General features: G+C 51.7%; 19 protein-coding genes. 10 read left to right on the top strand and 9 right to left on the bottom strand.

Features of this window, described 5'->3' with window-relative positions; translation table 11 throughout:
- The first annotated feature begins 34 nt into the window (after positions 1-34).
- From DFG60_RS04205 to DFG60_RS04190, 4 genes are all read left to right on the top strand, one after another.
- Positions 35-1,033 (top strand): class I SAM-dependent methyltransferase, encoded by a 999-nt coding sequence (locus DFG60_RS04205; protein ID WP_114570490.1) that lies wholly within the window; start codon positions 35-37, stop codon positions 1,031-1,033.
- Between the two features lie 188 nt (positions 1,034-1,221).
- Positions 1,222-2,712 carry a phytoene desaturase family protein gene (locus DFG60_RS04200; RefSeq protein ID WP_114570489.1) on the top strand — a complete coding sequence of 497 codons (1,491 nt, stop codon included), beginning with the start codon at positions 1,222-1,224 and terminating at the stop codon, positions 2,710-2,712.
- Entirely contained in the window at positions 2,709-4,181 is a 1,473-nt protein-coding gene (locus tag DFG60_RS04195) for a phytoene desaturase family protein (RefSeq protein WP_114570488.1), read from the top strand. Before DFG60_RS04200 ends, DFG60_RS04195 begins: the two co-directional genes overlap by 4 nt.
- A complete protein-coding gene (locus DFG60_RS04190) occupies positions 4,147-4,974 on the top strand; it encodes a phytoene/squalene synthase family protein (RefSeq protein WP_114570487.1) in 828 nt (275 codons plus the stop codon). Before DFG60_RS04195 ends, DFG60_RS04190 begins: the two co-directional genes overlap by 35 nt.
- A gap of 401 nt (positions 4,975-5,375) precedes the next feature.
- On the opposite strand, the gene DFG60_RS04185 is transcribed toward DFG60_RS04190, so the two are convergent.
- The 7 genes from DFG60_RS04185 to DFG60_RS04155 form a co-directional block, all read right to left on the bottom strand.
- A complete protein-coding gene (locus tag DFG60_RS04185; RefSeq protein ID WP_114570486.1) occupies positions 5,376-6,845 on the bottom strand; it encodes a phytoene desaturase family protein in 1,470 nt (489 codons plus the stop codon).
- Positions 6,846-6,857: 12 nt separating this feature from the next.
- The gene (locus tag DFG60_RS04180) at positions 6,858-7,931 is read right to left on the bottom strand and encodes a glycosyltransferase (RefSeq protein ID WP_114570485.1); all 1,074 of its coding nucleotides are present in this window, start codon (positions 7,929-7,931) and stop codon (positions 6,858-6,860) included.
- The gene (locus DFG60_RS04175) at positions 7,928-8,620 is read right to left on the bottom strand and encodes a lysophospholipid acyltransferase family protein (RefSeq protein ID WP_232818615.1); all 693 of its coding nucleotides are present in this window, start codon (positions 8,618-8,620) and stop codon (positions 7,928-7,930) included. The genes DFG60_RS04180 and DFG60_RS04175 overlap by 4 nt, the downstream gene beginning before the upstream one ends.
- Positions 8,589-9,341 (bottom strand): carotenoid biosynthesis protein, encoded by a 753-nt coding sequence (locus tag DFG60_RS04170; RefSeq protein ID WP_114570484.1) that lies wholly within the window; start codon positions 9,339-9,341, stop codon positions 8,589-8,591. Before DFG60_RS04170 ends, DFG60_RS04175 begins: the two co-directional genes overlap by 32 nt.
- A gap of 184 nt (positions 9,342-9,525) precedes the next feature.
- Positions 9,526-10,233 (bottom strand): CDP-diacylglycerol--serine O-phosphatidyltransferase, encoded by a 708-nt coding sequence (gene pssA / locus DFG60_RS04165; RefSeq protein WP_114570483.1) that lies wholly within the window; start codon positions 10,231-10,233, stop codon positions 9,526-9,528.
- Between the two features lie 59 nt (positions 10,234-10,292).
- Positions 10,293-10,757, bottom strand: coding sequence for a Cys-tRNA(Pro) deacylase (gene ybaK / locus DFG60_RS04160; RefSeq protein WP_114570482.1), 465 nt, complete (start codon positions 10,755-10,757; stop codon positions 10,293-10,295).
- Positions 10,720-12,102 (bottom strand): MATE family efflux transporter, encoded by a 1,383-nt coding sequence (locus DFG60_RS04155; protein WP_114570481.1) that lies wholly within the window; start codon positions 12,100-12,102, stop codon positions 10,720-10,722. Before DFG60_RS04155 ends, ybaK begins: the two co-directional genes overlap by 38 nt.
- Before the next feature lie 188 nt (positions 12,103-12,290).
- Between DFG60_RS04155 and DFG60_RS04150 the strand changes: the two genes are divergently transcribed.
- On the top strand, positions 12,291-13,064 hold the full coding sequence (locus DFG60_RS04150) for an enoyl-CoA hydratase-related protein (RefSeq protein ID WP_114570480.1): 774 nt from the start codon (positions 12,291-12,293) through the stop codon (positions 13,062-13,064).
- Positions 13,065-13,344: 280 nt separating this feature from the next.
- Here the strand turns inward: DFG60_RS04150 and DFG60_RS04145 are convergent, their stop codons facing one another.
- Entirely contained in the window at positions 13,345-14,496 is a 1,152-nt protein-coding gene (locus DFG60_RS04145; protein WP_114570479.1) for a cation:proton antiporter, read from the bottom strand.
- A gap of 146 nt (positions 14,497-14,642) precedes the next feature.
- Positions 14,643-16,433, bottom strand: coding sequence for a glycoside hydrolase family 13 protein (locus DFG60_RS04140; protein ID WP_114570478.1), 1,791 nt, complete (start codon positions 16,431-16,433; stop codon positions 14,643-14,645).
- 457 nt (positions 16,434-16,890) lie between these two features.
- Between DFG60_RS04140 and DFG60_RS04135 the strand changes: the two genes are divergently transcribed.
- The 5 genes from DFG60_RS04135 to DFG60_RS04115 all read left to right on the top strand — a co-directional run bounded on the left by DFG60_RS04135 (position 16,891) and on the right by DFG60_RS04115 (position 23,087).
- Positions 16,891-18,153 (top strand): extracellular solute-binding protein, encoded by a 1,263-nt coding sequence (locus DFG60_RS04135; RefSeq protein WP_198661545.1) that lies wholly within the window; start codon positions 16,891-16,893, stop codon positions 18,151-18,153.
- 127 nt (positions 18,154-18,280) lie between these two features.
- The gene (locus DFG60_RS04130) at positions 18,281-19,630 is read left to right on the top strand and encodes a sugar ABC transporter permease (RefSeq protein ID WP_114570564.1); all 1,350 of its coding nucleotides are present in this window, start codon (positions 18,281-18,283) and stop codon (positions 19,628-19,630) included.
- Position 19,631: 1 nt separating this feature from the next.
- Positions 19,632-20,465, top strand: coding sequence for a sugar ABC transporter permease (locus DFG60_RS04125; protein ID WP_114570476.1), 834 nt, complete (start codon positions 19,632-19,634; stop codon positions 20,463-20,465).
- Between the two features lie 23 nt (positions 20,466-20,488).
- Positions 20,489-22,018, top strand: a complete 1,530-nt coding sequence (locus DFG60_RS04120) for an alpha-amylase family glycosyl hydrolase (protein ID WP_114570475.1) — start codon at positions 20,489-20,491, stop codon at positions 22,016-22,018.
- A gap of 31 nt (positions 22,019-22,049) precedes the next feature.
- Positions 22,050-23,087, top strand: coding sequence for a LacI family DNA-binding transcriptional regulator (locus tag DFG60_RS04115; RefSeq protein WP_114570474.1), 1,038 nt, complete (start codon positions 22,050-22,052; stop codon positions 23,085-23,087).
- The last annotated feature ends 206 nt before the right edge of the window (positions 23,088-23,293 follow it).

Here is a 23,293-nt window from a genome sequence, read left to right as displayed (position 1 = left end):
AGGATGTTATCACGATTTGGAGAGGGGAACACACGTGGCTCAATTGAAGGAGTGGACGAAAGTATTGCGCGCAAGAAGATGGATGAAGAGAGCAGAGCCTGTATTGCCTCTTTGGCATGGATATATCGGTTATAAGTATGGCTTGTTCGATGCGCTGTGCGGCGGTGCGACACAGGCTGAGGCGCATCTCAGACTGAAACAGCCCCTGACGAAGGCAGCACTTGCCAGATGGTTCGAGGTAGGAGTGGCGGTCGGCCACTTGAAGAAAAAGGAGCTCCGCTACGAGCCGACACGGCGCGTATTGCCCCAGTTGTTGAAGAACGATGAGCGAAGCGTCGGATTCATGTTGTCTGAACTGATGGAACTGCATCTTCCCGCCCTCTTCTCCTATCCGCAATTCCTTGAGGAAGGAAAACAACGCAAGTTCGATGGTGAGACTCACGGCGATCTCGTCGCAGAAACATCCGCCCTCGTCGAAACGGTCGCCTTCCCTCCGGTCAAACACATCATTCGTTCGCGGGAAATCAAATCGTTGCTCGATATCGGATGTGCATATGGAGGATATCTGCGAAAGCTACATGAAGCGATGCCCGACCTTCGGCTTGCCGGAATCGATATCGAAGAGAGTGTCATCGAAGAGGCGAAGAGACGGGACAAGAGCGGGAAAATCGACTTCGCGGTCGGGGATATCAAGACATTCGACGTCGATGAGACGTATGACGGAGTCATGATGAACAATATCCTCTATTATTTCCCGGAAGACGAACGAATTGACCTCCTCAAAGGGGTAAGGCGTTTCGTGAAGGATGGAGGTACAGCCATTCTCGTCACACCGTTGCAAGGAAGTGATCATGGAGCACCTTTCTCTGCTGCGTTCAACACGTTCATGACGCTTCATGAGAATCTTCATCCTCTCCCAGGAAAGGAAAGACTGACCGATGACCTTCACCGTGCAGGTTTTGAGAACGTCTCCATCACGCCTTTCCTAAAAGAAGGAGCTTGGTATATCGTCACTGCAGAAGCCACATCCTGACATCGGATGTGGTTTTTTGAACAGGTGAAAAAATCTGAGCACCGGCCATGCAAAGGTGATTTCTCCAAAAATCACGCAAAAGGAACTGCTTTTTCAGTCTGAACAGTTCAAAACAGTTAAAATTTGTTTGCGCTCATATGTGAAAAGTATAATAGGTGCAAACAGTGTCAATGAAGGAGAGATGGATTGTGAAGCGTCGGGTAGCAGTGATTGGAGCAGGACCGGGAGGACTCGCTTGTGCGATGCTTTTGGCGGGAAGGGGGCTTGATGTCACCGTCTATGAAAAACAAAACCGCGTTGGAGGACGAACTTCAAGGCTAGAAGTGGGTGAGTATCGATTCGACCGCGGCCCGACTTTTTTGAACATGCCTCATATTCTCGAAAACCTGTTCGAGCGTGTAGACCGAAAACTCGAGGACTATGTCGAGATGAAGACGCTCGATCCGATGTATACGTTGTACTTCGATGGAGGGCGCTCAAGTTTTACGATGACGACAGATCGTGACCGGATGCGGGAGACGATAGAGCAGCACTTTCCGGGGGACGGAGAAGGGTATGACCGTTTCATGGCGGATCAGGCGCTCAAGTTGTCGAAGATGCTGCCGATTCTTCAGACGAAGCACGACCGCTGGCGGGACTACCTGTCACCAAGGGTGATCTCAGCACTCCCGTTCTTATCGATTGGAAGGTCCCTCTACGACGTTTTGTCTGATTACTTTACGAGCGAAGAGTTGAAATATGCGTTTACGTTCCAAGCGAAATATCTCGGAATGTCCGCATGGGAATGTCCAGGCGGGTTCTCGATCCTCTCCTACATGGAGCATGCATTCGGTGTCCATCATCCGATTGGGGGAATCAATCGCCTGCCGGAAGCGATGAAGCAGGTCGTCGAGGAATATGGCGGGAAAGTAAAGCTCGGGACAGGTGTCAGACAGGTCATCCTCGACGGCAAGAGCGCGAAGGGAGTCATCTTGGAGAACGGCGAACACCAACTATTCGATGACATCGTACTCGGGGCAGATTTCGCGCATGCGATGAACCACCTTCTGCCTGAAGGGGTATTGAAGAGATGGTCTCCGAGACGGATCGGCAAGAAAAAATTCTCCTGCTCGACGTACATGCTGTATCTTGGTGTCGACAAGTCATTTGACGCAGAGCACCACACGATCTACTTCGCAAACGATTATGAGAAGAATGTCCGGGAGATGACGAAGGAACTGATTTTGTCGGAAGATTTCTCATTCTACATCCAGAACCCGTCACTCCTTGATCCGACACTCGCTCCTGAAGGGAAATCAGCTCTTTACGTACTCGTCCCGGTCCCAAACAACGCATCCGGAATCGATTGGGAGAAGGAGGGGGCGCGGCTGAGGGAAGCGGTTCTCGATGCCCTTGAAAGTCGCTCGCCTTACAAGGGAGTCCGTGAGGCGATAGAAGTCGAAGAGATGTATACGCCTGCAGACTGGGAAAAGCTCGGCATTCACATCGGGGCGACTTTCAACCTGGGCCATCAGCTTGATCAAATGATGTATTTCCGTCCGCACAATCAGTTCGAGGAAATCGACAGTCTGTATCTCGTCGGAGGCGGAACGCATCCGGGAAGCGGTCTTCCGACAATCTTCGAATCCGCCCGCATCACGGCAGAGTTGATCGAACAGAAGGCAGGTGTGCTGACATGAAGATCGCATTCGTTGGAGGCGGAATCGGTACGTTATATGCCGCACTCATGATCAAGAGGAAGTACCCCTCGGCTGAGGTGACGATTTTTGAAAAAGAAGAGCGTGTCGGCGGCCGGCTTGCCGCGGTTGAATTTTCTGATGGGAGCAAGATTGACGAAGGTCCGACTATCGTATTGATGCCGTCGAAACTAAAGCAACAATTGCAGGAGGTAGGCATCAATGACCTCGAGATCCTTCCGATCGAACCACTTTACGATTTGCATTTTTCGGACGGAACGATCTTTGAGAAAAAGGCGGATGTCGTCGATCAAACCATCGCAATCGAACGGCAATTCGGAGAAGGAGCAGCATTTCAGCGATATATGCATGAAAAGTCGAAGGAATATGACTACAGCGTCTCGAAGTTGCTAGAACGGAGCTATAAAGGAAAAGCGGAGATGCTCCAGCCAGAACTGCTCACTGCTCTCCTTCGCATGCGGGCTTTCGAATCCGCGTATGATCAGATGGGACGTTATTTCGAAAGCGAACATTTGAAGGTCGCCTACAGTTTTCCGACGTTCTATATAGGAGGCAATCCCTACACCACTCCATCACTTTATGGATTGATTCCTTACCGGGAACAGGCAGAGGGCGTTTGGTATGTCAGAGGGGGCTATTTCACCCTGGCTGAGCGGATTGAACAGGAGTTGCGTAAGGAAGGTGTGGACATCCGTCTCGGAAGTCGTGTCGAGCGGATACCAGTAGAAGATGGTAGGGCGGATTCGTTAGTCGTAAATGGCGAGACACTTCATTATGATGCGATCGTCCTGAACGGGGACTTTCCACTCATGGAACATCTGGTAGAAGGAGTACGACCAAAAAGTTACGTTCCCTCAGGAGGAACAATGCTCCTTTATTTCCTGGTTGACGGTCAGATCGAACTGCCCGTCCATCGCTTTTTGATGCCGAACGAACTGAAGCCGTTGATGCATTCGATTTTTGAGAAAAAGGAAGTACCCGAGCAACCGGCAGTGTATCTGTTCCACCCGAGTGCGATCGATGATACCCTTGCGGCAGAAGGCAAAAGCGTCCTGTACGCACTGGCGCCAGCGCCGATTGGCATGGGGAAAGAGGACTATGAGCAAAACGGATTCATGGAACGGGTGATGGACAGAATCACGAATCATTTGCCGGGGTTTGACGAGCAGGTCATCGAGATGAAGATTCGTACCCCTAAAGACGCGGAACAGTTTGGTTTATACGCCGGAGGCAGCTTCGGCATCGCACCGACGATGACACAGTCAGCAGCATTCAAGACGCAAGCGAAACCCTATCCGGACATCGAGGGGCTTTACGCCGTAGGAGCATCAGTCCACCCATGTGGAGGAGTGCCGATCGTCATGATGGGGGCGACATTGCTCGTTGAACGGATGGAACAAGAGATGGGGTGGAAAGATGTATACGACCGAGAAGGCGTACGATTATTGTGAAGGAGTGATTCAGCAGGGATCGAAGACATTCTATAAGGCATTCTCGCTGCTTCCGAAAGCGGACCGCCAGGCAGTCAACGCGATCTATACATTCTGCCGTTGTCTGGATGATACGGTCGACGAATCATCAAACCCGAAAGAGAGTTTGACGGCGTTCCTAAGTGAGTTCGAACGTTTCCGTTCGGGCGAACGGATCGAGCAGCCGCTATGGCTTGCCCTCCGTGATGTCTTTGACAGATATGAGATGGAAGAGATGCCGTTCCTCGAGCTTGCGGAAGGAATGAGATGGGACATTACGAAATCACGGTATCGTACACTCGAGGAAACCGAGCGTTACAGCTATCTCGTCGCAAGCACGGTCGGACTCATGCTGTTGCCGATTCTTGCTCCGGGACGAAAGGATTTGAAGGAAGGCGCCATTCAACTCGGTATCGCGATGCAGTTGACCAACATCTTGCGCGATGTCGGGGAGGATGCCCGACGCAACAGGATCTACCTTCCAGGAGAGTTGCTTGAGCGATACGGCGTTTCGGAAGAATCGGTGCTTAGAGGAGAGCCGACAGGCGATTTCTCAGGTCTGTGGGAAGCCATCGCCTTGCGTGCCGAGGGATTATATGACTTGGCATCGACGACGTTCCCCGCATATCCTTCAGAAAGCCGGAAATCCTTGCGGGCAGCCGCATTGCTTTATCGAGGTATTTTGGATGCGGTACGCCTCAATCGCTATGACGTCTTTACGAAACGGGCCTACGTCTCGAACCTCCAGAAAATCAAGTTACTGACGAAAATCTGATGTTTAGGCATAGAAAAAAGACCTCGCGGGGACGAGGTCTTTTTTCTATGCGGAAAGCGGACCGGGGAGTCCGACTTTCCAATTGAACAACTCGTTGAACACATTAAGAAACGGAACGATGTCCACGGGGGATGGACGAATTGTGTGCCGTTTGGACCGGACAGGATGTTGACGATCTAAGGGGGAACGTCGTTGCTACATGCTGCCTGATCCGCTCTATTCCGAGTGGGGCTCGTCGGTTCATTGAGATTGTTTTGAAGTTCGAAAACGCCGACTGACTCGGGGAAGCCAGATATGCGCTTGCCGAGGATGTGGGGTCAATCACTACCTCTTGAACTCGAACCAATCGTAACAAATCTAAGAGGTCCGTACAAGTGATTGATTTGTTTTTCACATAACGTTCACACGCCTTGTGCAGCGGCACGAATGATTCGCTCGCTCGCCAGTCCTCCTGAAAGCGTAACCATTGGGCTTCCACCGCCAGGGTGCGTAGAACCTCCGGCAAAATACAAATTGTGAACATTGTTTGAACGGTTAGAGGGACGTAAAAACGCATGCTGGATATCATTCGAGGCGAATCCGTAGATCGCACCGTGATAAGCGGAAAACTTGCGCTCCATATCACTCGGCGTCATCCGCAAATCCGTCGCGGCTTTGGAAAGGTCGACTCCGAACCTGCGCAGGCGCCGGTCAATCAGCGCATCATACGCATCAAAATCGATCTCACTTCCGCTTGATGTCGCGGGTGCATTGACGAGAAGGAACAAGTTATCTCCGGCATCTCCCATCGATCTATCCGTCACAGATGAATTCGAGATATAGATGGTCGGTTCGCCTGCATAACGATGCTCCTTGAAGAGCGCACGTGATTCCGCCTCGTAGTCAGAAGAAAAATAGACATTGTGGTGGGCGAGACCTTCGATTCTTTGATTCAATCCGATACAACGAACATAGGCGGAAATCGAAGGCGGAGTCTGTGATGCGACCGGATTTTTGAAGTCGGGCCGGTCAGCCTCAGCGACGAGTCGCGGGTATTGCGTCAACAGGTCACCGTTCATGACGATGTAATCGACAGGGAGGAACTCGGAATGGTTCAACTCTACGTGGGTCGCAAGACCGTCCGATACCTCGATTTGCGTCGCTTCCTCCTGTAACCTGAATTCAACCCCGAGCTCGCGCGCGCGCTTTGCGAATCCGTCGGCAATCGTCGTGTTCCCGCCTTTTGCGAAGTAGACACCGTCGTTCAATTCAAGATGGGCGATCAACGCGAACGTCGCGGGTGCTTCATACGGATTAGATCCGATGTAGGTCGCATAACGGTCGAACGCCTGTATTAAAGCCGGGTCCTTGAAATACTTCTGATGGAGCTTGTGCATGCTCTTCAAGGGGTGGACTTTCAACATGTCGCGCCACAGCTTCGGATCGAGATAGGAATCGAGGTTCGTGAAGAAACGGCTGTTCGCGATGTCGTACAGTTTTTGCGCTTCCTCCATGTAGCCGGTGATATCGTTTTTCTTCAGCTGACCGCCCGTGAAGCGGTCAACCTCGGTCCGCATCGCCTCACGGCCGGGACGGAACGTCAGCTTCCTGCCATCCTCGAAATGATTGACGGTATGGGCCTCGAGTTTTTCGAACTGGAAATAATCGTCCGGATCGGCACCGGACTTTGCGATCACTGACTGAAAGACCTCAGGCATCGTGATCGTATTCGGACCGAAGTCGAAGCGATGCCCTTCCGTCATGATCGGCATCATCTTTCCTCCGATGTGCTTATTCTTTTCGATTACAGTAACTTTAAAACCTTTTGAAGCGAGAGAAATGGCGGCACTCAAGCCGCCAAGTCCTGCTCCGATCACAGCGACATGTTTCATTTTAGGACCCCCTTAAGTATACGTGCGCCCCTTCCATTCGATCGTTCCCTTCCGCAGGCTTCGCGTCATGGCTGTCAAAAGCAGAAGACAGTAGACGAGGCACGCAAGCGGATGGAGCAACCATGCTCCCTTCATTCGAGCGACGCGGTCAATCCGCAGCCTGGCAAGAAGAACGAAGGAAAGTGCCCCAAGCGACCAGGCGGAGGGAAAGAGGATTGCGAAGGGGAGCGTCATTGCTTGATACCCGTAGTAGAGTAAAAAGTAACTTCCGAGCAGATAGGAATCGTTCATTCCCCGAAAGATATTCTTGTTGAATCCGAGCCAGACTTCCCGGTTCGTCGCATACATATCGCAACTGACGAAAGGAGCGACGTGGACCAGTGTCGTGATGTATCGGTTTTGTTTGAACAGTCTGCAAAGCGCGAGATCATCGACGATGGCGTCCCGTATCGCCTTGTGGCCGCCTATGTTTTCATATGCTTCCCGTTCGACGAGGACGACCATCCCGTTAGCGGCAGCGAATGCGGGATGTCGTACCTTTCGAAAAAAGAGAGGGAGATGTTGGGCAATCAGCACGTGTTGCATCGGAATCAATAATTTCCCGAGAAATGTCTCGACGGGAAAGGACGGGAATCCCGAAAGGAAGACTGCTTTTTCCTCCTGCATCTTCGCGAACAGGCGGGAAATCGTATCTTGAGAAAGCGTGACGTCGGCGTCGAGGAACAAGAGATAAGGCTCGGTCGTTTGGCGTGAAAGCTGATGGCAGGCGTGAACCTTTCCCGCCCAACCGGCAGGCAGAGGCAGCCCGTCGATGATTCTGAAGCGTGTGTCTGTCCGGGTAAGCGCCTGAAGCAACTCGCGTGTTCGGTCTGTCGACCGGTCCTCATATAAATAGACGGTCGCACCTTCAGGAAGGGCAGCACGTAGTGAAGAAATCAACTTTTCGACATGGCGTTCCTCGTTGCGGAGCGGAATACAGACAGCAAGCTGCGGCACTTCGCCGATACGTTTCAGCCGCGGAAGAAAGAAGAGGTTCACTACCGAGAACATCAAAAGTGACAGAGCTGCGAAAAAGGAGACGATCATCCTCTCACCTTCTTCGTCAAGCGTTCCGTCCAATCGGACACTGTTCGTTTAGGTTCGTAAAGCGGGATGTAGTGCGCCTCAGCATCTGCGATGGCGTCTGCCCGGACGTCATCGTATAGCGTCGTCAGGGCTTCGGTTAGCCGTTCTGTCCGCTCCCTCAGAGTCCCGCTGACGGAAAGACGTCTTGTCCGTATCCATAGATCCGGTCGCTGGTGATGAGAAAATGAATAGTAGAAGGAGAATATGGAGACTTTCCGTCCTTTCGCGAGGTGAGAGGCACCTTGAGCAAGCTTCAGCGGGCGGGCCTCTTGATGGACCTCGCCACCCTGTGGGAAAAGCCAGACCGTCTGTCCGGCATCAAGCAATTTCTCGGCGTACCGCAAGCTCTCCCGTACCTCGGAGAAGGAGGTGGGATCGACTGAGAAGCCACCCAGATAGGTGAAAAAGGGAAAACGTTCGAGACCGTGACGGTCGATCATGACATAAGGATCATGATGCAACATCGCATCGTTCAGCGCGAGGAGGACCATCCCGTCCCACCAGGATGCATGCGTCGCGAGCATCAGCCCTTTCAGCGGAATATCGTCTGCGCGGTAGAGGACGCGATGAAACGAACGGCTGATCAGCCTTCTTTTAACATAGGATGAGAAAAGGGCGTCAAAAACGGGTTTTTTGTTGGCGTAAATCACTCTCAACGACTCCTCTCGTCATGATGTAGAGCGGGAAGGCAGCTAAACTCACCAGAAAAACGCCCATCAGACCGCCTGCGAGGGATGTCATCCCGAACAGGAGATGGAGCATCAGATAGAGCCATGTCGTTCTGCGCTTAAGAGTCTCTTCGACCGGCTGCTCGAAACGTCTCAGAAGTAGACTGAAAACCAGCGCCGTACCGTACCAGCCTATGAAGTTCTGGGTCGGGATATCGTAATAGAATCCTGACTCAAGCCAAACCCAATACGACTTCAGATTGGCTGAGACCGGGTCGATCGCAAGGTCGAGCCAGACCGCAAAGAGAGGTGTCAAAACGAGCGTACGGTGCTGCATGCTGAATCGCTGGGCGAAGGCATGGCTCGCGCCCATGACGGACAACCAAGCTGCTCCAATCGTCACGGGAACACCAAGCAACATCGGGCCGAAGTCCTGTTCATAGCGATATTCCCCGAACGGCCAACCTGTATGTACACCGATCGACTCGATCGCGATGGAACCGAAAAAAATGACGGCGATCACGAAGCGGGCACGCGGAAGTGCGAACCAGAAGTAGACGGACGCATAGAGTCCGGACAGAAGTAGAAAGACGGCGTTCGCCCATTCAAGCCAGGGCGGAAGCAGCGAAAGGCTGACGAGAACAATACCCACGGTGTACCAGACGGCAAATACAAACCACAGGCGTGTTGAAAATCGAATCATCGGATCACCTCACGTTCAGATTGACTTCAGTATAACGAGCGGTTCAGATGTACGCCATTCCCAGCTGTACCTGAAAATAATGACCATACGCAAATACGAAGGAGTGAAAAAGAAAACGCACCGCCTGTCCTTCCATTGTATAGGAACAGGTGATGCGTCTTGTCGGCCAAAGACCTATGGGTGTTCAGCTCTCTTTTACGTGGTTGTTCCGCCGCTTCTTGATGAAAGAGAAGAGCAGAAAAGCGATGTAGAGCGGGACGGCGACGAACCAGAACGTCGACCACTCCTTAGACCGGGCGATCATCACGTACGTGACATAGAGAAGTGTGAACGTGATGACGAACGTATGGCGTGGCACCGGAATGTCCTTGAAGCTCGGGATTTTTACACGGCTGACCATCAAAAAGGCGAGCGCCGTAAAGACGAGCGGGACCATCAGGTCGTTCATCCGTCCGCTGAACAGGGTGACGACGGCGAGCAGGCCACCGGCAGCAGTTATCGGGACTCCTGAAAAGTAGGTAGACGCGACGTTCGTCGCAGTCAGGTTGAAGCGGGCGAGACGAAACGCACCGAAGAGCGGGAATAACGCCGCGATCAAAAGCCCGATTTCACCGAACTCGAAGAAGTATGTATAGTAGGCCATCATCGCTGGAGCGACCCCGAACGTGACGACGTCCGCCAAGGAATCGAGTTCCTTTCCGAAATCACCTGCTACACCAAGCATTCGAGCAATTCTGCCATCGAGGCTGTCGAGCATCATGGCGATGACGATGAGCAACGTGGCATTTTGAAAGTCGCCTTTCGCTGCCATGACGATTGCTAAAAATCCGCAGTATAGATTTCCGAACGTAAAGAGGTTCGGAATCGTATTACGTATGCGTTCTTTCCACAAAATGAATTCCTCCTGCCGCATATTCGATACTATCAATCATACCATATTTTGAGAGGGATTCAGCAGTTCGAAAAGACTTTTCCTTTCGTGAACGCAAGCAGGTCCTCTGGTGCGAGAACGAGTTGACAGCCCCGCTTGCCTGCTGAAATGATGATCGTTTGCTTCGCTTCTGCCGTGTCGGACAAATAGACGGGGAACGCTTTTTTTGCGCCGATCGGAGAGACGCCTCCACGAATATAACCTGTCAGTTTCTCGAGATCCTTCATCGGAACGAGTTGAACCTTTTTAGCCCCGATTGCCTTTGCGATCGCTTTTAGTGAAAGTTCCTCGGCACCCGAAAGGACGACGAAGGCATGATGGCCTTTGTCGTCCACGAGTACGAGCGTCTTGTAGATGTCCTCCGGCGGACGTCCGATTTTATGTGCGACAGCACCGGCGGAAAGGTCGTTCAAGTCGACATCGTAATTTAGTAGATCAAAAGTGACATTAGACTGCTTCAGAAGTCTCGCGGCGTTCGTTATCATGCGTATCTCCTTTTGTTGTCAGAGTATAGGCAACCCACTTCCGGTCGTTCCAACGTTTCAGCGCAAAGACTCCGCGGAACCATTCGTCAGCCGAGAACGCGATCCAAATACCGAGTAGACCGAGGCCGAATTCGAGACCGAGCGTATAGCTGAGCACGACTGCGACTCCCCACATCGACAAGATGCCGATCGTAACAGGGAAACGGACATCGCCGGCTGATTTGAGCGTACCCATCAAGACGATGTTCATGGCACGGCCGGGCTCGAGCAAAACGCTCGCCCACAACAGTGGAAGACCGATTGCTATGATTTCAGGATTCGACGTAAAGAGCGAGAGCACCTGCCCGCCTGCCGAAGCGATGGCGACAGCGGAAGCGAAACTCGCGACGACGGCGATTTTCAATGTCTTGATCGTCCGCTGATGTGCGGCTTCATAATCACCGGCACCGACCTGTTGCGCGACAAGGAGCTGCGTTCCTTGAGCAAGCGCAAGGGTGAACAAGAAACAGAGCATCGTGATGTTCGAGACATAGACGCGGGCAGACAACGCCGCTTCTCCGACAGTCGCAATGAATCCTGTGATGACGAGTTGTGAAAACTGATAACTGATGCCTTCACCTGCCGAAGGAATCCCGATGTTCATGATCGTCTTCAAATCCCCGCGGTCGATCGCGAACAGGTCCTTGATACGGAAACGAAGCGACAGCTTACGGTATACGACATACAGCAGGACGACGACGGCGAATGCACGGGCGACGACGATCGACCAGGCGACCCCGGCAACTCCGAAGACTGGAAGGCCGAACAGTCCGAGAACTGCAATGATGTTTCCGGCTGCACTGACGAAGTTCGTCATCAGCGTGACGTACATGGCATTCTTCGTATAGCCGTGGCTTCGGAGAATAGCTCCGAGCGTCAGGGAGATAGCCTCTAGAAACAGGAACAAACCTACGATTTTAAGGAACGTCTCACCGAACGCCAGTGTCGCGCCTTCGAGTGAGAAGAAGCCTAACAGCTGCGTACCGGACAATGCGACGACGACGGAGATCAAGATGCCGGCCCACAGGTTGAGTGAAAATGCGGAACGTGCTGTCTGTCTTGCGTCGAGATTCCTGCGTGCACCGAGATATTGACCGATGATGATCGTCGCCCCGACGGACGTGATGTTGAACAAGATGATGAAGATGTTCAGGACCTGGTTCGCGACCCCGACTGCCGCTGCTGCGCTGTCAGAATAAAAGCTCAGGATCAGCGTGGCGACGATACCGAGACTCATATGGAGAGCGATTTCTATGAAGAGAGGCCAGCTGATTTGAAAGAGTGATTGTTGTTTTGCTTTTGTCATGGTTAAATTCCCCTTTGTTCCGGTTCAAACGTTTTTTTATCTTTGCTGAACTATACGCCTCTGTTTTCCAGAATGAAAGAGGAAATTTGAAGCTTGCATAAAAAAGAATCCCTTTTAAAAGGATTTTCATAAAATATCACGAATACATCATAATGAATTGTCGTTCAAAGTGGAAAAGGGGGATTTTCATGTGGAATGAGATTGAATATCGAGTCGAAAACGAAGTGGCCTATGTATTGATGAAACGCCCGGAGCGCTTGAACGCGCTGACTTCCGTGATGCTTACCGAACTTACGGAGGCGATGGAGGAGGCGTCACAGGACGACTCAGTGAGAGCGATTTTGTTGAAGGGGGACGGCAGAGGGTTCTGTGCGGGACAGGACCTGAAGACGGTTGATCCGACACTCGTTCATGGTGAGTATTTGGAGTCCTACTATCATCCGCTCATCCGTTCGATGGCGAACCTCAAGAAACCGATCGTTGCCGCACTGAACGGTGTGGCGGCCGGCGCGGGCCTGTCTCTCGCCCTTGCCTGCGACTTCCGTCTGATGAAGGAATCTGCGACAGCTTCGCTCGCGTTCGTTCATATCGGACTCGTTCCGGACGCCGGGAGTCCGTATTATCTCCCTCGGCTGGTAGGTTCGGCGAAGGCTCTCGAACTTGCGCTGCTAGGTGAGACGCTTTCCGCAGAGGAAGCGGCCCGTATCGGTCTTGTGACGCGTGTGTACGAAGACGAACAGTTCGATAGTGAAGTTGAGGCCTTCGTACAACGCCTCGCTAAGCAGCCGACGAAGGTGATCGGATATATCAAGCGTCTGCACGCGTCGAGCTATGAATCGACACTCGAAGAGATGCTCGCGCAAGAAGTGATCTATCAGACACGTGCTGGCAAGACAGACGATCATCGTGCCGCACTTGAAGCTTTCATCGGGAAGAAACGTCCGACATTCAGCGGACGGTGATCAGAAACATCGATTTGGATGATTACCGGAATGAGGGTGACTCAAAAGTCATCACTCGTCCTTCACTCGCTTTCCTCAGGCGAGACACAAGCCGCGGATTCCTTTCCGAAGCGGAAAGGGAATCCGGGTCTTGTCTGTCTCTGACAGCGCGAACTATCGCGCTTTTTCCTGCAGGAGTCGAGTGGAACGAGTGATGTCGGCTGAACGAGAAACCGGGAGTGGATTCGAAGTCCACTCCCGGTTTTCGTTTACTGATCGACTTTTGAGTCATCCTCATTTTTCAATCCAGCGTATGCTTGACCTTTTTTGCGGTCCGGTGAGCCTTATCAGCGAGCGAACTCGAGATTCGGAAGAACAGGATCCCAAGGAAAGCTGAGACGAAGATGTAGATACCAGTCAGCGTGACGAACCCGCCGCTTGCCATCGTGATGAACAGGATCGAGAATTCCCCGCGCGGTCCGAGACAGAAGCCCGACTCAATCGCGTGATAGTTCGACAGGCCGAAGGCACGACCGCCGAGGAAGCCGACGAGCCATTTTGACAACAGTCCCCAGACGACGAGGGCGAGGAAGAACCAATCAAGCGGCAAACCTTCAGTCAACTCGAACGACATCCCGAAATAAATGAAGAAGAATGGAAGCAACAAGTCCTGAAAAGGTGTGACGAGTCGTCTCAAGTAGCGTGTCTCCTTCACCTCAGTGAGCAGGATGCCGATGATGAAGGCGCCAAGGACTTCCGAGAGCCCGAACAGGATACCGATACCTGAGAACGTCAGGATCAAACCGATGATTCCGATACCGGCATCCGGGTGACGATAAAGGGAGTCGACGATCCGCCGATTTCTTCGCATCCAGACTGTCGCGATGAGGAGCGCGGCAAACATGAAGAAGAATCCGAGACCGAGCATCCCGATCTTTTCAGGGGTGAACTCGGCTTTACCTAGGACGAATGGAGCCATCGTAAGTAGCAGTGGCGCGAACAGGTCCTCGAAGATGAGCAGTGAGAGGACGAATTTATTGACGTCAGCGTGTTTATCTTTCTCCCGCTCAAGCAGTCTGGCTGAAATCGATGAACTCGTCGCATAAAGGACGCAGCCGATCAAAAAAGCTTCAGGTACCGAAAATCCGAAGGCGAGCGTAAGAAGAAAAGTTCCGCCAAAGGAGAGGAGGACGTCGATCAATCCAGCCTGCCATACGTTGCGCATATGTCCAATCAGTTCAGATACGGAAAATTTCAAGCCGAGCAGGAAAAAGAGGACGATGATCCCAACTTCCCCGGCAATTTTTAATTCATGGGTGCCATCCCGGTACAGGCCGATGATGACGCCGATCAAAATGAACGCAAGAATGCTCGGCAGGTGAAGTCGCTCGCTTACATAGCTGACGATGAAAAGCAAGACGAGGACGAGCCCGACCCATAAGATGATTTCCATCGAACAATTCCCCCCTTTCACTCGCTCTTTACCCTAAAAGGACATGCTCGAAAAGGGGGACAGGAAAAGTCGCGCAGTGCGGAATAAAAAAACACTGCCCTGTCCGCGCTTCGATAATGGGCACGATCAGGGCAGTGTGTAATTGTTTAGCGCATCAACTGGACGATGGTCCCCGTGAAGGCAGGAAGCGTCACTTCGAGTGTTTGGCGAAGGGTGTTCGAGAAGAGATCCATTCCATGGCCATCCACGGGTGCCGGAATCGTCACTTCCTTGTTCGAGTTATTGAAATAGACGAAATAAGTGCCTTCATGGCTGACACGTTTCATGACGACCGTGTTCGTCTCATCATCCGCGTGGACGAATGACGTCAATCCGAGGTTTGCGAGTGTCCGGTGTTCTTTTCTGAGTAAAAGCAGATGCTGGGTATATCGGAAGAGTGAACGGTCTTGCAGTTCTGTCTCCCATGGCATGCACTTGCGGCACCCCGGGTCTTGTTCACCATCAAGTCCTATTTCATCGCCGTAATAGATGACCGGACTGCCGGAGAAGGTCAGTAATGATAGGAGAAGCAGGCGCATCTTGTTCTTGTTGTTGCCTGCGCGCGTCAATGCTCGTGGTGTATCGTGTGAACCGATCAGGTTGAACGTTACCTCATTGACGTTTTCCGTGTTCGAGAACAGGACGTGCGACATCTCGTTCGCGTAAGAGACGGCACGCGTCTTGTCGAGGGCGAAGTAGTTGAGCGCAGCACTGGTGAATGGGTAGTTCATGACCGCATCGAATTGGTCTCCCGTCAGCCAGTCTTGAGCATCGTGCCAAATTTCCCCGAGAATATAGGCTTCCGGATTCGCTTCCTTGACGACGGAACGGAATTCCCGCCAGAATGCGTGGTCGACCTCGTTCGCGACATCGAGACGCCAGCCGTCTATGCCGAATTCCTCGACCCAATACTTTGCGACGTGCAGGAGATAAGCCTTCACTTCAGGATGCTCGGTGTTGAACTTCGGCATCTCCGGTACGAAGGCGAACGTGTCATAGTTCGGCATCGGTTCCGTCACGAGCGGGAAGTCCCGGAGGTGGAACCAGTCGCGGTAGACGGACGCATCACCGTTCTCACGGACATCGACGAACGCCTTGTGGTGGAATCCTGCATGATTGAATACTGCATCAAGCATGACACGAATGCCGTTCGCATGGAGGATATCGACCATTTCCTTGAATTTTTCCTTTGTCCCGAACTGGGGATCGATTTCAAGATAATCGATCGTGTCATACTTGTGATTCGATTTTGCTTCGAAAATTGGACAGAAGTAGATACCGGTGATTCCAAGTTCGACGAGGTAGTCGACTTGGTCGATCACTCCTTGGAAGTCACCGCCGAACAGATTAGTCGTCGTAGGGGGGGCGCTGTTCCATGGAAGAGTTCCTTCAGGATCATTGGCAGGATCACCGTTCGCAAAACGATCCGGGAAGATCTGATACCAAACCGTATCCTTGACCCAGTCAGGCGCTTTGAAGACGTCGACCTTGTTCAGGAAGGGGACACAGAAATAGTAACCTGTGTCGTCAAGCGGTTTCGTCTCGAACCAGCCACGTTCCGTATAGACGAGCGTCTCGTTTCCGTCACTGAGCTTAAAACCGTAGCGAAGGCGGCGATACGGGGGCTCGACCGCGATGAACCAGTAATCATATAGATCATCAGAACCGCTTCGTGCCATCGGTGTCTCGCGCGTGTTCCAATAGTTTGATTTGGTAGGATCGAAGTTCCAGTCATTGTCGTCTGGATGCTCCGTATGCCAGTCATACGGATCGCCCCAAATCAAGATTGCCTCATCAATGTCGCCTTTTTTAGTCTGGAGACGAATATGAATCGTCTTTTCGTCATATTTATAGACGAAAGGGGACATCGCCCTGTGGAATACTGCTTCTCTGAACATTCCTTTCACTCCTCAATATGCAATCGATTGCGCTTATGTATAAGCATCCTCGACATAAGAATAGTGAAGCGCTTTCTTAAAGTCAATGTGCACCCGATGGAAAATACGGATTAAGGATGTAAGAACAGTTGATTGTGCAATCGATTGCGCCCTTTTGTGCAACTAAATAGAATGTAACCGTTTTCTTTTTGTAGAAGATTTTATTAGTCGAAGAAATTCCTTAGCCAAAGCGAGGAGTGATGCCTTTTTGAAATCTAGGAAAATAATTGTACAAAACTACTTGTCAAAAGGATTTTAGATTGTATAATAAAAATGTAAAGGTGATGCAAACGTTTTCATAAACCGCTTACAAAATCGCGGATCATCCGGTCAGCAAAACGTTTTCGGGTTATGCAAACGATAGGCATTGTTTCATATCATTGCAAGCCAAATTGGGGAGGTTCTTTCAATCATGGAAATGAAAAAGTTTGTAGCTGGTCTTTCTGTATCTGTAATGGCTATCGGTGCTCTTGCAGCATGTGGCGGTGGAACGGACTCTGATTCTTCATCGAAGACATCGGAAAAGGGTTCAGACAAACCGGAGAAAATCGTCATCTGGGAAGATACTGAAAAAGCTGAGACTACTAAAGCAGTAGCGAAGGCTTTCGAAGAAAAAGAAGGCGTGAAGGTCGAAGTCAAAGAAGTCAAAATGACTGACCAACAGAAAAAAGTAGCACTCGACGGTCCGGCTGGTAAAGGTCCTGACATCATGCTTCTCCCACATGACCAAATCGGTACTGTCGTCGATCAAGGTCTCATCGCTGAACTCAAAGAGGGCGAGAAAGCACTCGAGCCGTTCATCGATACGGCGAAGTCAGCTGTGACGTTCGACGGAAAAGTATACGGCTACCCGAAAGCGGTAGAGACACCGGTTCTCCTCTTCAACAAAGACATGCTCAAAGAAGCTCCTGCTTCTATGGATGATCTCTATAAATTGTCTACAGACCTCAAAAAAGACAGCAAATATGGTTTCCTCGCACTTTGGGATAACTTCTACTTCGCACACGGTCCGATCGCTGGATACGGCGGCTACGTCTTCAAAGACAACGGCGGCAAACTCGATCCTTCTGATATCGGCCTCAACAACGAAGGCGCTGTCGAAGGCTTCGACTACATCGGCAAATGGTACAAAGAAGGTCTCTTCCCGAAAGGTCTCATCGGCGGCGGCGGCGGTCAAGCGATGGATCAGCTCTTCGGAGAGAAGAAGGCAGCTTCTGTCATGAACGGTCCTTGGGCTGTCGCAGGCTACAAGGAAAAAGGAATCAACCTCGGAGCAGCAGCACTTCCGACACTTCCAAACGGCGAGCCGATCAAAACGTTCGTAGGTGTTAAAACTTATGCTGTATCTGCATTCTCTGAAAACCAAGAGTGGGCTGAGAAGTTCCTCGCGACACTTACGAACGCTGAAAACGCACAAGCGATGTTCGAGAAGTACAACGAGATCCCACCTGTCACTGCTCTTCAAGAAGAAGCAGCGATCAAAGACAACGAAGTCGCAGCAGCAGTATTCGCACAAGCGAAAAACGGCGTGCCAATGCCGAACATCGCTGAGATGGGTCAAGTTTGGGAGCCTATGGCAGCAGCACTCCAGCTCGTCGCTACTGGCAAACAAGATGGCCAAAAATCAGCTGACGACGCTGTCAAGCAAATCAAGCAACAAATCGAAGCTAACAATCAATAAGAGAAGGTCTTTTCAAGTGGCCTAAAGAATTGAAGAGAGGGGGATCGGATTCCCGATTCCCCCTCATCTTTTATGGATGGAAGAGAAGCCTGAGGTCAGACATGACCTTTGGAAAGGAGAACGGACGATGGCTGCAATCAACAACATGCATGATCCGAAGCCGGAGAAACAGACGAACCACCGCACAAGAGCGGCGCTTCTGTCGATCCTCCCGGGACTCGGCCAATTCTACAACAAGCAGTTTCTTAAAGGGGCGACCTTTTTTGTCGTTGTAGTTTCTTATTTTCTTGTGAACTATGATCTATTCTTCAAAGGCGCAGGCGCAGGTCCAGGAGACCGCGGCGGCATTTGGGGACTCATTACACTCGGTGAAGTGCCAGGCGTAAGAGGGGACCATTCGATCTTCCTGATGGTCGAAGGCATCATTGCCCTGATTTTGTTATTCTTCGGTATCGCCATTTACGTCTGGAACTTTATCGATGCGTATCGCGTCGGTAAGCTTCGTGACATGCAGCTCGATGTACCGTCACTAAAGATGCAGCTTCGTAACTTCAAGGACAACGGTTTTCCTTATGCGATGCTCGTGCCTGCGATGGTGCTTGCTGTCTTCACTGTCATTTTGCCACTTATCTTCACGTTCTTGATCGCTTTCACGAACTATAAGTTCAACAACTCGCCACCTGCGAAGCTTGTCGAATGGATTGGCATCCAAAACTTCTTGAACATCTTCCAAGTCGATATTTTCCGTGACACTTTCTTCGCCGTACTCGTTTGGACTCTCGTCTGGACGATCGCATCGACGACAGGTGTCATCGCGATCGGTATCGGTCTTGCGGTCATCTTGAACCAAAAAGGATTGCGCGGAAAGCGTATCTTCCGTTCGATATTGATCTTGTCTTGGGCAGTACCTGCATTCATCACGATTTTGATCTTCCGTTCGATGTTCAACGAATCGTTCGGTGTGTTCAATACGACACTCCTGCCGGCACTCGGTCTTGACCAAGGGTTCGAGTGGATGACGGATCCGACCTATACGCGACTCGCGTTGATTGGCATCCAGTGGTGGCTCGGATTCCCGTACATCATGACGATGACGACAGGGATCCTGCAGTCGATTCCTGAAGATCTCTACGAAGCTGCGACGATCGACGGAGCTACAGCGGGCGAGAAGTTCCGCCTGATCACGCTCCCGATGATCCTGTTCGCTACTGCTCCGATTCTGATTACGCAGTATACGTTCAACTTCAACAACTTCAATATCATCTATCTGTTCAATAATGGTGGACCGGCCGTACCGGCACAATCTGCCGGAGGTACGGATATCCTGATCTCTTGGATCTACAAGCTGTCGCTCGGTTCGAACCCGCAATACGCGTTCGCCGCTGCGATCACGCTCGTACTGTCCTTCTTCATCATGACGCTCGCGGTCGTTCAGTTCCGCCGCTCGAAATCTTTCAAAGACGAGGATATGATCTAATATGAGAAAACAAAATCGCATCAACATGGCGCTCTCGTATCTCATTTTGACGATTGCGTCCATCGTCATCCTGTATCCGCTTCTCTGGGTTGTCGGCACGTCGCTCAACCCTGGGAAAAGCATCACATCGGACATGATTCCGAGCAATCCGACACTCAGCCACTACTTCGACCTGTTCGACCCGTCGAAGACCGACTACAGCCTCTGGTACATGAACACGCTCAAGATCGCCATCATCACGATGGTCGTCTCAGTCGCGCTCATCACGCTGACGGGCTACATCTTCTCCCGCTACCGCTTCGTCGGACGAAAGAACTCGCTCATCCTGTTCCTCGTCCTGCAAATGGTGCCGCAGTTCGTCGCGATCATCGCGATCTATGTCCTGCTGAACATGCTCGACCTGTTCGATACGCATCTCGCCTTGATTCTGCTCTATGCAGGCGGAGCGATTCCAATGAACACGTATCTCGCGAAAGGTTATTTCGATACGATCCCGAAAGAGCTCGATGAAGCCGCCCGGATGGACGGAGCGGGGCACCTTCGAATCTTCTGGCAGATCATTTTGCCGCTCGCGAAGCCGATGGTCGCCGTCATCGCCCTGTTCAACTTCATGGCGCCATTCAACGACTTCATCCTCGCATCGCTCGTCCTCCGTTCACCGGAGAAGCAGACGCTCGCGGTCGGGCTCTACAACATGGTTTCTGAGCAATTCGATAATAACTTCACGCTGTTCGCGGCAGGTGCCGTGCTATCGGCAGTACCAATCGTCCTCTTGTTCTTCATGTTCCAGCGTTACTTCGTTTCTGGACTGACTGCAGGCGGTACGAAAGGATAATGGAAAAGGGAGGAATTGGCGGCATGAGACGAGGCGTGATGCTTCTCCTCTTGCCGCTTCTCCTGTTTTCGGGAATGTTCCCGGATACGGCAGATGCGGCAAGTTGGACGGACGAAAGAATGTACTTCATCATGGTCGATCGGTTCGAGAACGGGGACCCGACGAATGACATGGATAAAAACATCGAAGACCCAAAAGCTTATCATGGCGGTGACATCGCCGGGATTCGCAAGCGGCTCGACTACATCGAGAAACAGGGCTTCACGGCAATCTGGTTGACACCGATCTTCAAGAACATGCCGAACGGATATCACGGCTACTGGACCGAGGACTTCTATGAAATCGATCCGCACTTCGGGACGAAGGAGGAGTTCAAGGCCCTCGTCAAGGAAGCGCATGAGCGGGACATCAAGGTCGTGCTCGACCTCGTCGTCAACCACGTCGGACCGAAGCATCCGTGGGTGAAGGAAAAGCCGGACTGGTTCCACCCGGAAGAGACGATCATGAACTGGAATGATCCGAAGGAAGTGGAACAAAACTGGCTTTTTGACTTGCCGGACTTCAACACGGAGAAACCGGAAGTGGTAAACTATTTGGTAGATGTAGCGACTTATTGGGTGAAAGAAACAGGCATTGACGGCTATCGGCTCGATACGGTCCGTCACGTTCCGGCCGAGTTCTGGGAGAAGTTCATACCGGAGGTCAAAAAGGAGAAGGAAGATCTGTTCCTGCTCGCTGAAGTGTTCGACGGGGATCCGCGAAAGATCGCCTCGTATTCCGAGCTCGGCTTCGATTCGGTGACGAACTTCCCGTTCTATTACGGTATCAAGGAACAGTTCGCGCGAAAGAATGGATCGGCAGAAGAACTTGAAGCGGTCCATGCGCGCGACGTCGCATTCAATGAAGACCCATTCAAGCTCAGCAACTTCATCGATAATCACGACGTGAAACGATTCATCACGGAAGCGCAGATGAACGGAGCGAAGACACCGGAACGTCAGCTCCGTCTTGCTTTGTTCGCACTCTACGCGGCTCCCGGTATGCCGATCGTCTATCAGGGGACGGAAGTGGCGATGCGTGGCGGAGAGGATCCAGGTAACCGGATGATGATGGAGTTCAAGAAGAATCCGGATATGCAGAAATATATCCGCACGTTGAACGACATGCGGGAGAAGTATCCTGCTTTCGTCGAGGGGAAACAGGAACTGATCGCCTCGACGGATCACATGGCCGTCTATAAGCGGACCGCAAAAGGCGAGACGCCGGTCGTCTATGCGATCAATCTCGGGGAGAAGAAGACGACGCTACGCGTCGGGGCGAGCGAAATCGGAGACGAGCGCAGCCTGAGAGGATTATTGTTCTCGGATCTCGTGCGTCAGGATGGTGACAGCTACGAAATCACGCTGGACGGAACGAGCGCAAACAGCTATGTTGTCGAGAATTCTAAAGTCAATCCTCTTCTCGCGGTCGCAATCGGTTCGATCGCGCCAATCGGAGCCTTCATGATCCTGATGTGGCACCGTCGCAAGAAAGCACGTGAAATGGGCAACTAAAAGCTCCTACAAAGATAAAGAGGTGAAGGGGATGCAAGTTACGATCAAGGATGTCGCGAAACAAGCGAACGTCGCGCCATCGACTGTTTCGCGTGTCATCGCGAACAGTCCGCGCATCAGTCAGAAAACGAAGGAGCGTGTCAAGCAGGCGATGGAAGATCTCGGATATTATCCGAACGTCCACGCCAGAAGCCTTGCCAACCGTTCGACGCAAGCAATCGGTCTCGTCATGCCGAGTGCGGCGACGAAGACGCTGCAAAATCCGTTCTTTTCTGAAGTGATACGGGGTATCAGCACGAAGGCACACCAAAACGGGTATTCACTCTACATGACGACAGGCGTGACAGAGGATGAGGTATACGAAGGAGTCATCTCGATGGTGCAGGGACGTCGCGTCGATGGCGTCGTCGTACTCTATTCCCGGACGGATGATCCGGTCGTCCGCTTCCTCCAAGAATCGAAGTTTCCGTTCGTCGTCGTCGGAAAGCCTTTCAGCGATTCCTCACAAGTCACCTATGTCGATACTGACAATTACTTGGCAGGTCGGGAAGTGACGAAATATCTTCATGAACTTGGACACGAATGTATCGCCTTCGTCGGTGGATCGCAGGATCTCGCGGTGACGCAGGAGCGGGTAGGAGGCTACAAGACCGCATTGATGGAGGCGGGGATTCCGATCAATGAAGACTACATCACAAGCGCGCCCTTCATGACGACAGGAGGGGCTGACGCAGTCAAGCGTCTCATGTCTCTTGAACACCCGCCGACAGCCATCGTCGTCAGCGATGACATGATGGCACTCGGCGTGATGAGTACGCTCAACGAGATGGGGATCAGCGTCCCGGACGAGATGTCGGTCGTCAGCTTCAACAACCTGTTCATCGCTGAATTCTCAAGTCCTCCTCTGACCTCGGTCGAAATCAACATCTTCGGTCTCGGTTTCGAAGCGACGAATTGTCTGATCGAGCAGATGAACGAAGAGACGCCTCCTTACGGGAAGCGTGTCATCGTCCCTCATTACCTCGTCGTCCGTCAATCATGCGGCGGGAGTGGAAAGAAAGCGAAATGACCGTCTGTGATCAGACTAGGAAAATCGAAAAAGATCGTTGCATTCTGGATTGAAAGCAACGATCTTTTTTTTACTGATTTAAGGGGTCTTGATCCGTGCCGACAGCCTCGGAACAGAACTTTCGCAAGGTTGAGGAAGCGTTTTCGAAAAAAGAAATTTATTTTAGTGCAAACGGTTGCATCACTTCTGAATATGTGTAGAATATA

Origin of the sequence: Exiguobacterium flavidum, from assembly GCF_003344535.1 — a bacterium.
Lineage (GTDB): Bacteria > Bacillota > Bacilli > Exiguobacteriales > Exiguobacteriaceae > Exiguobacterium_A > Exiguobacterium_A flavidum.
The sequence above is the reverse complement of the archived record's forward strand: the minus strand, read 5'-3'. Positions and strand labels throughout refer to the sequence as shown.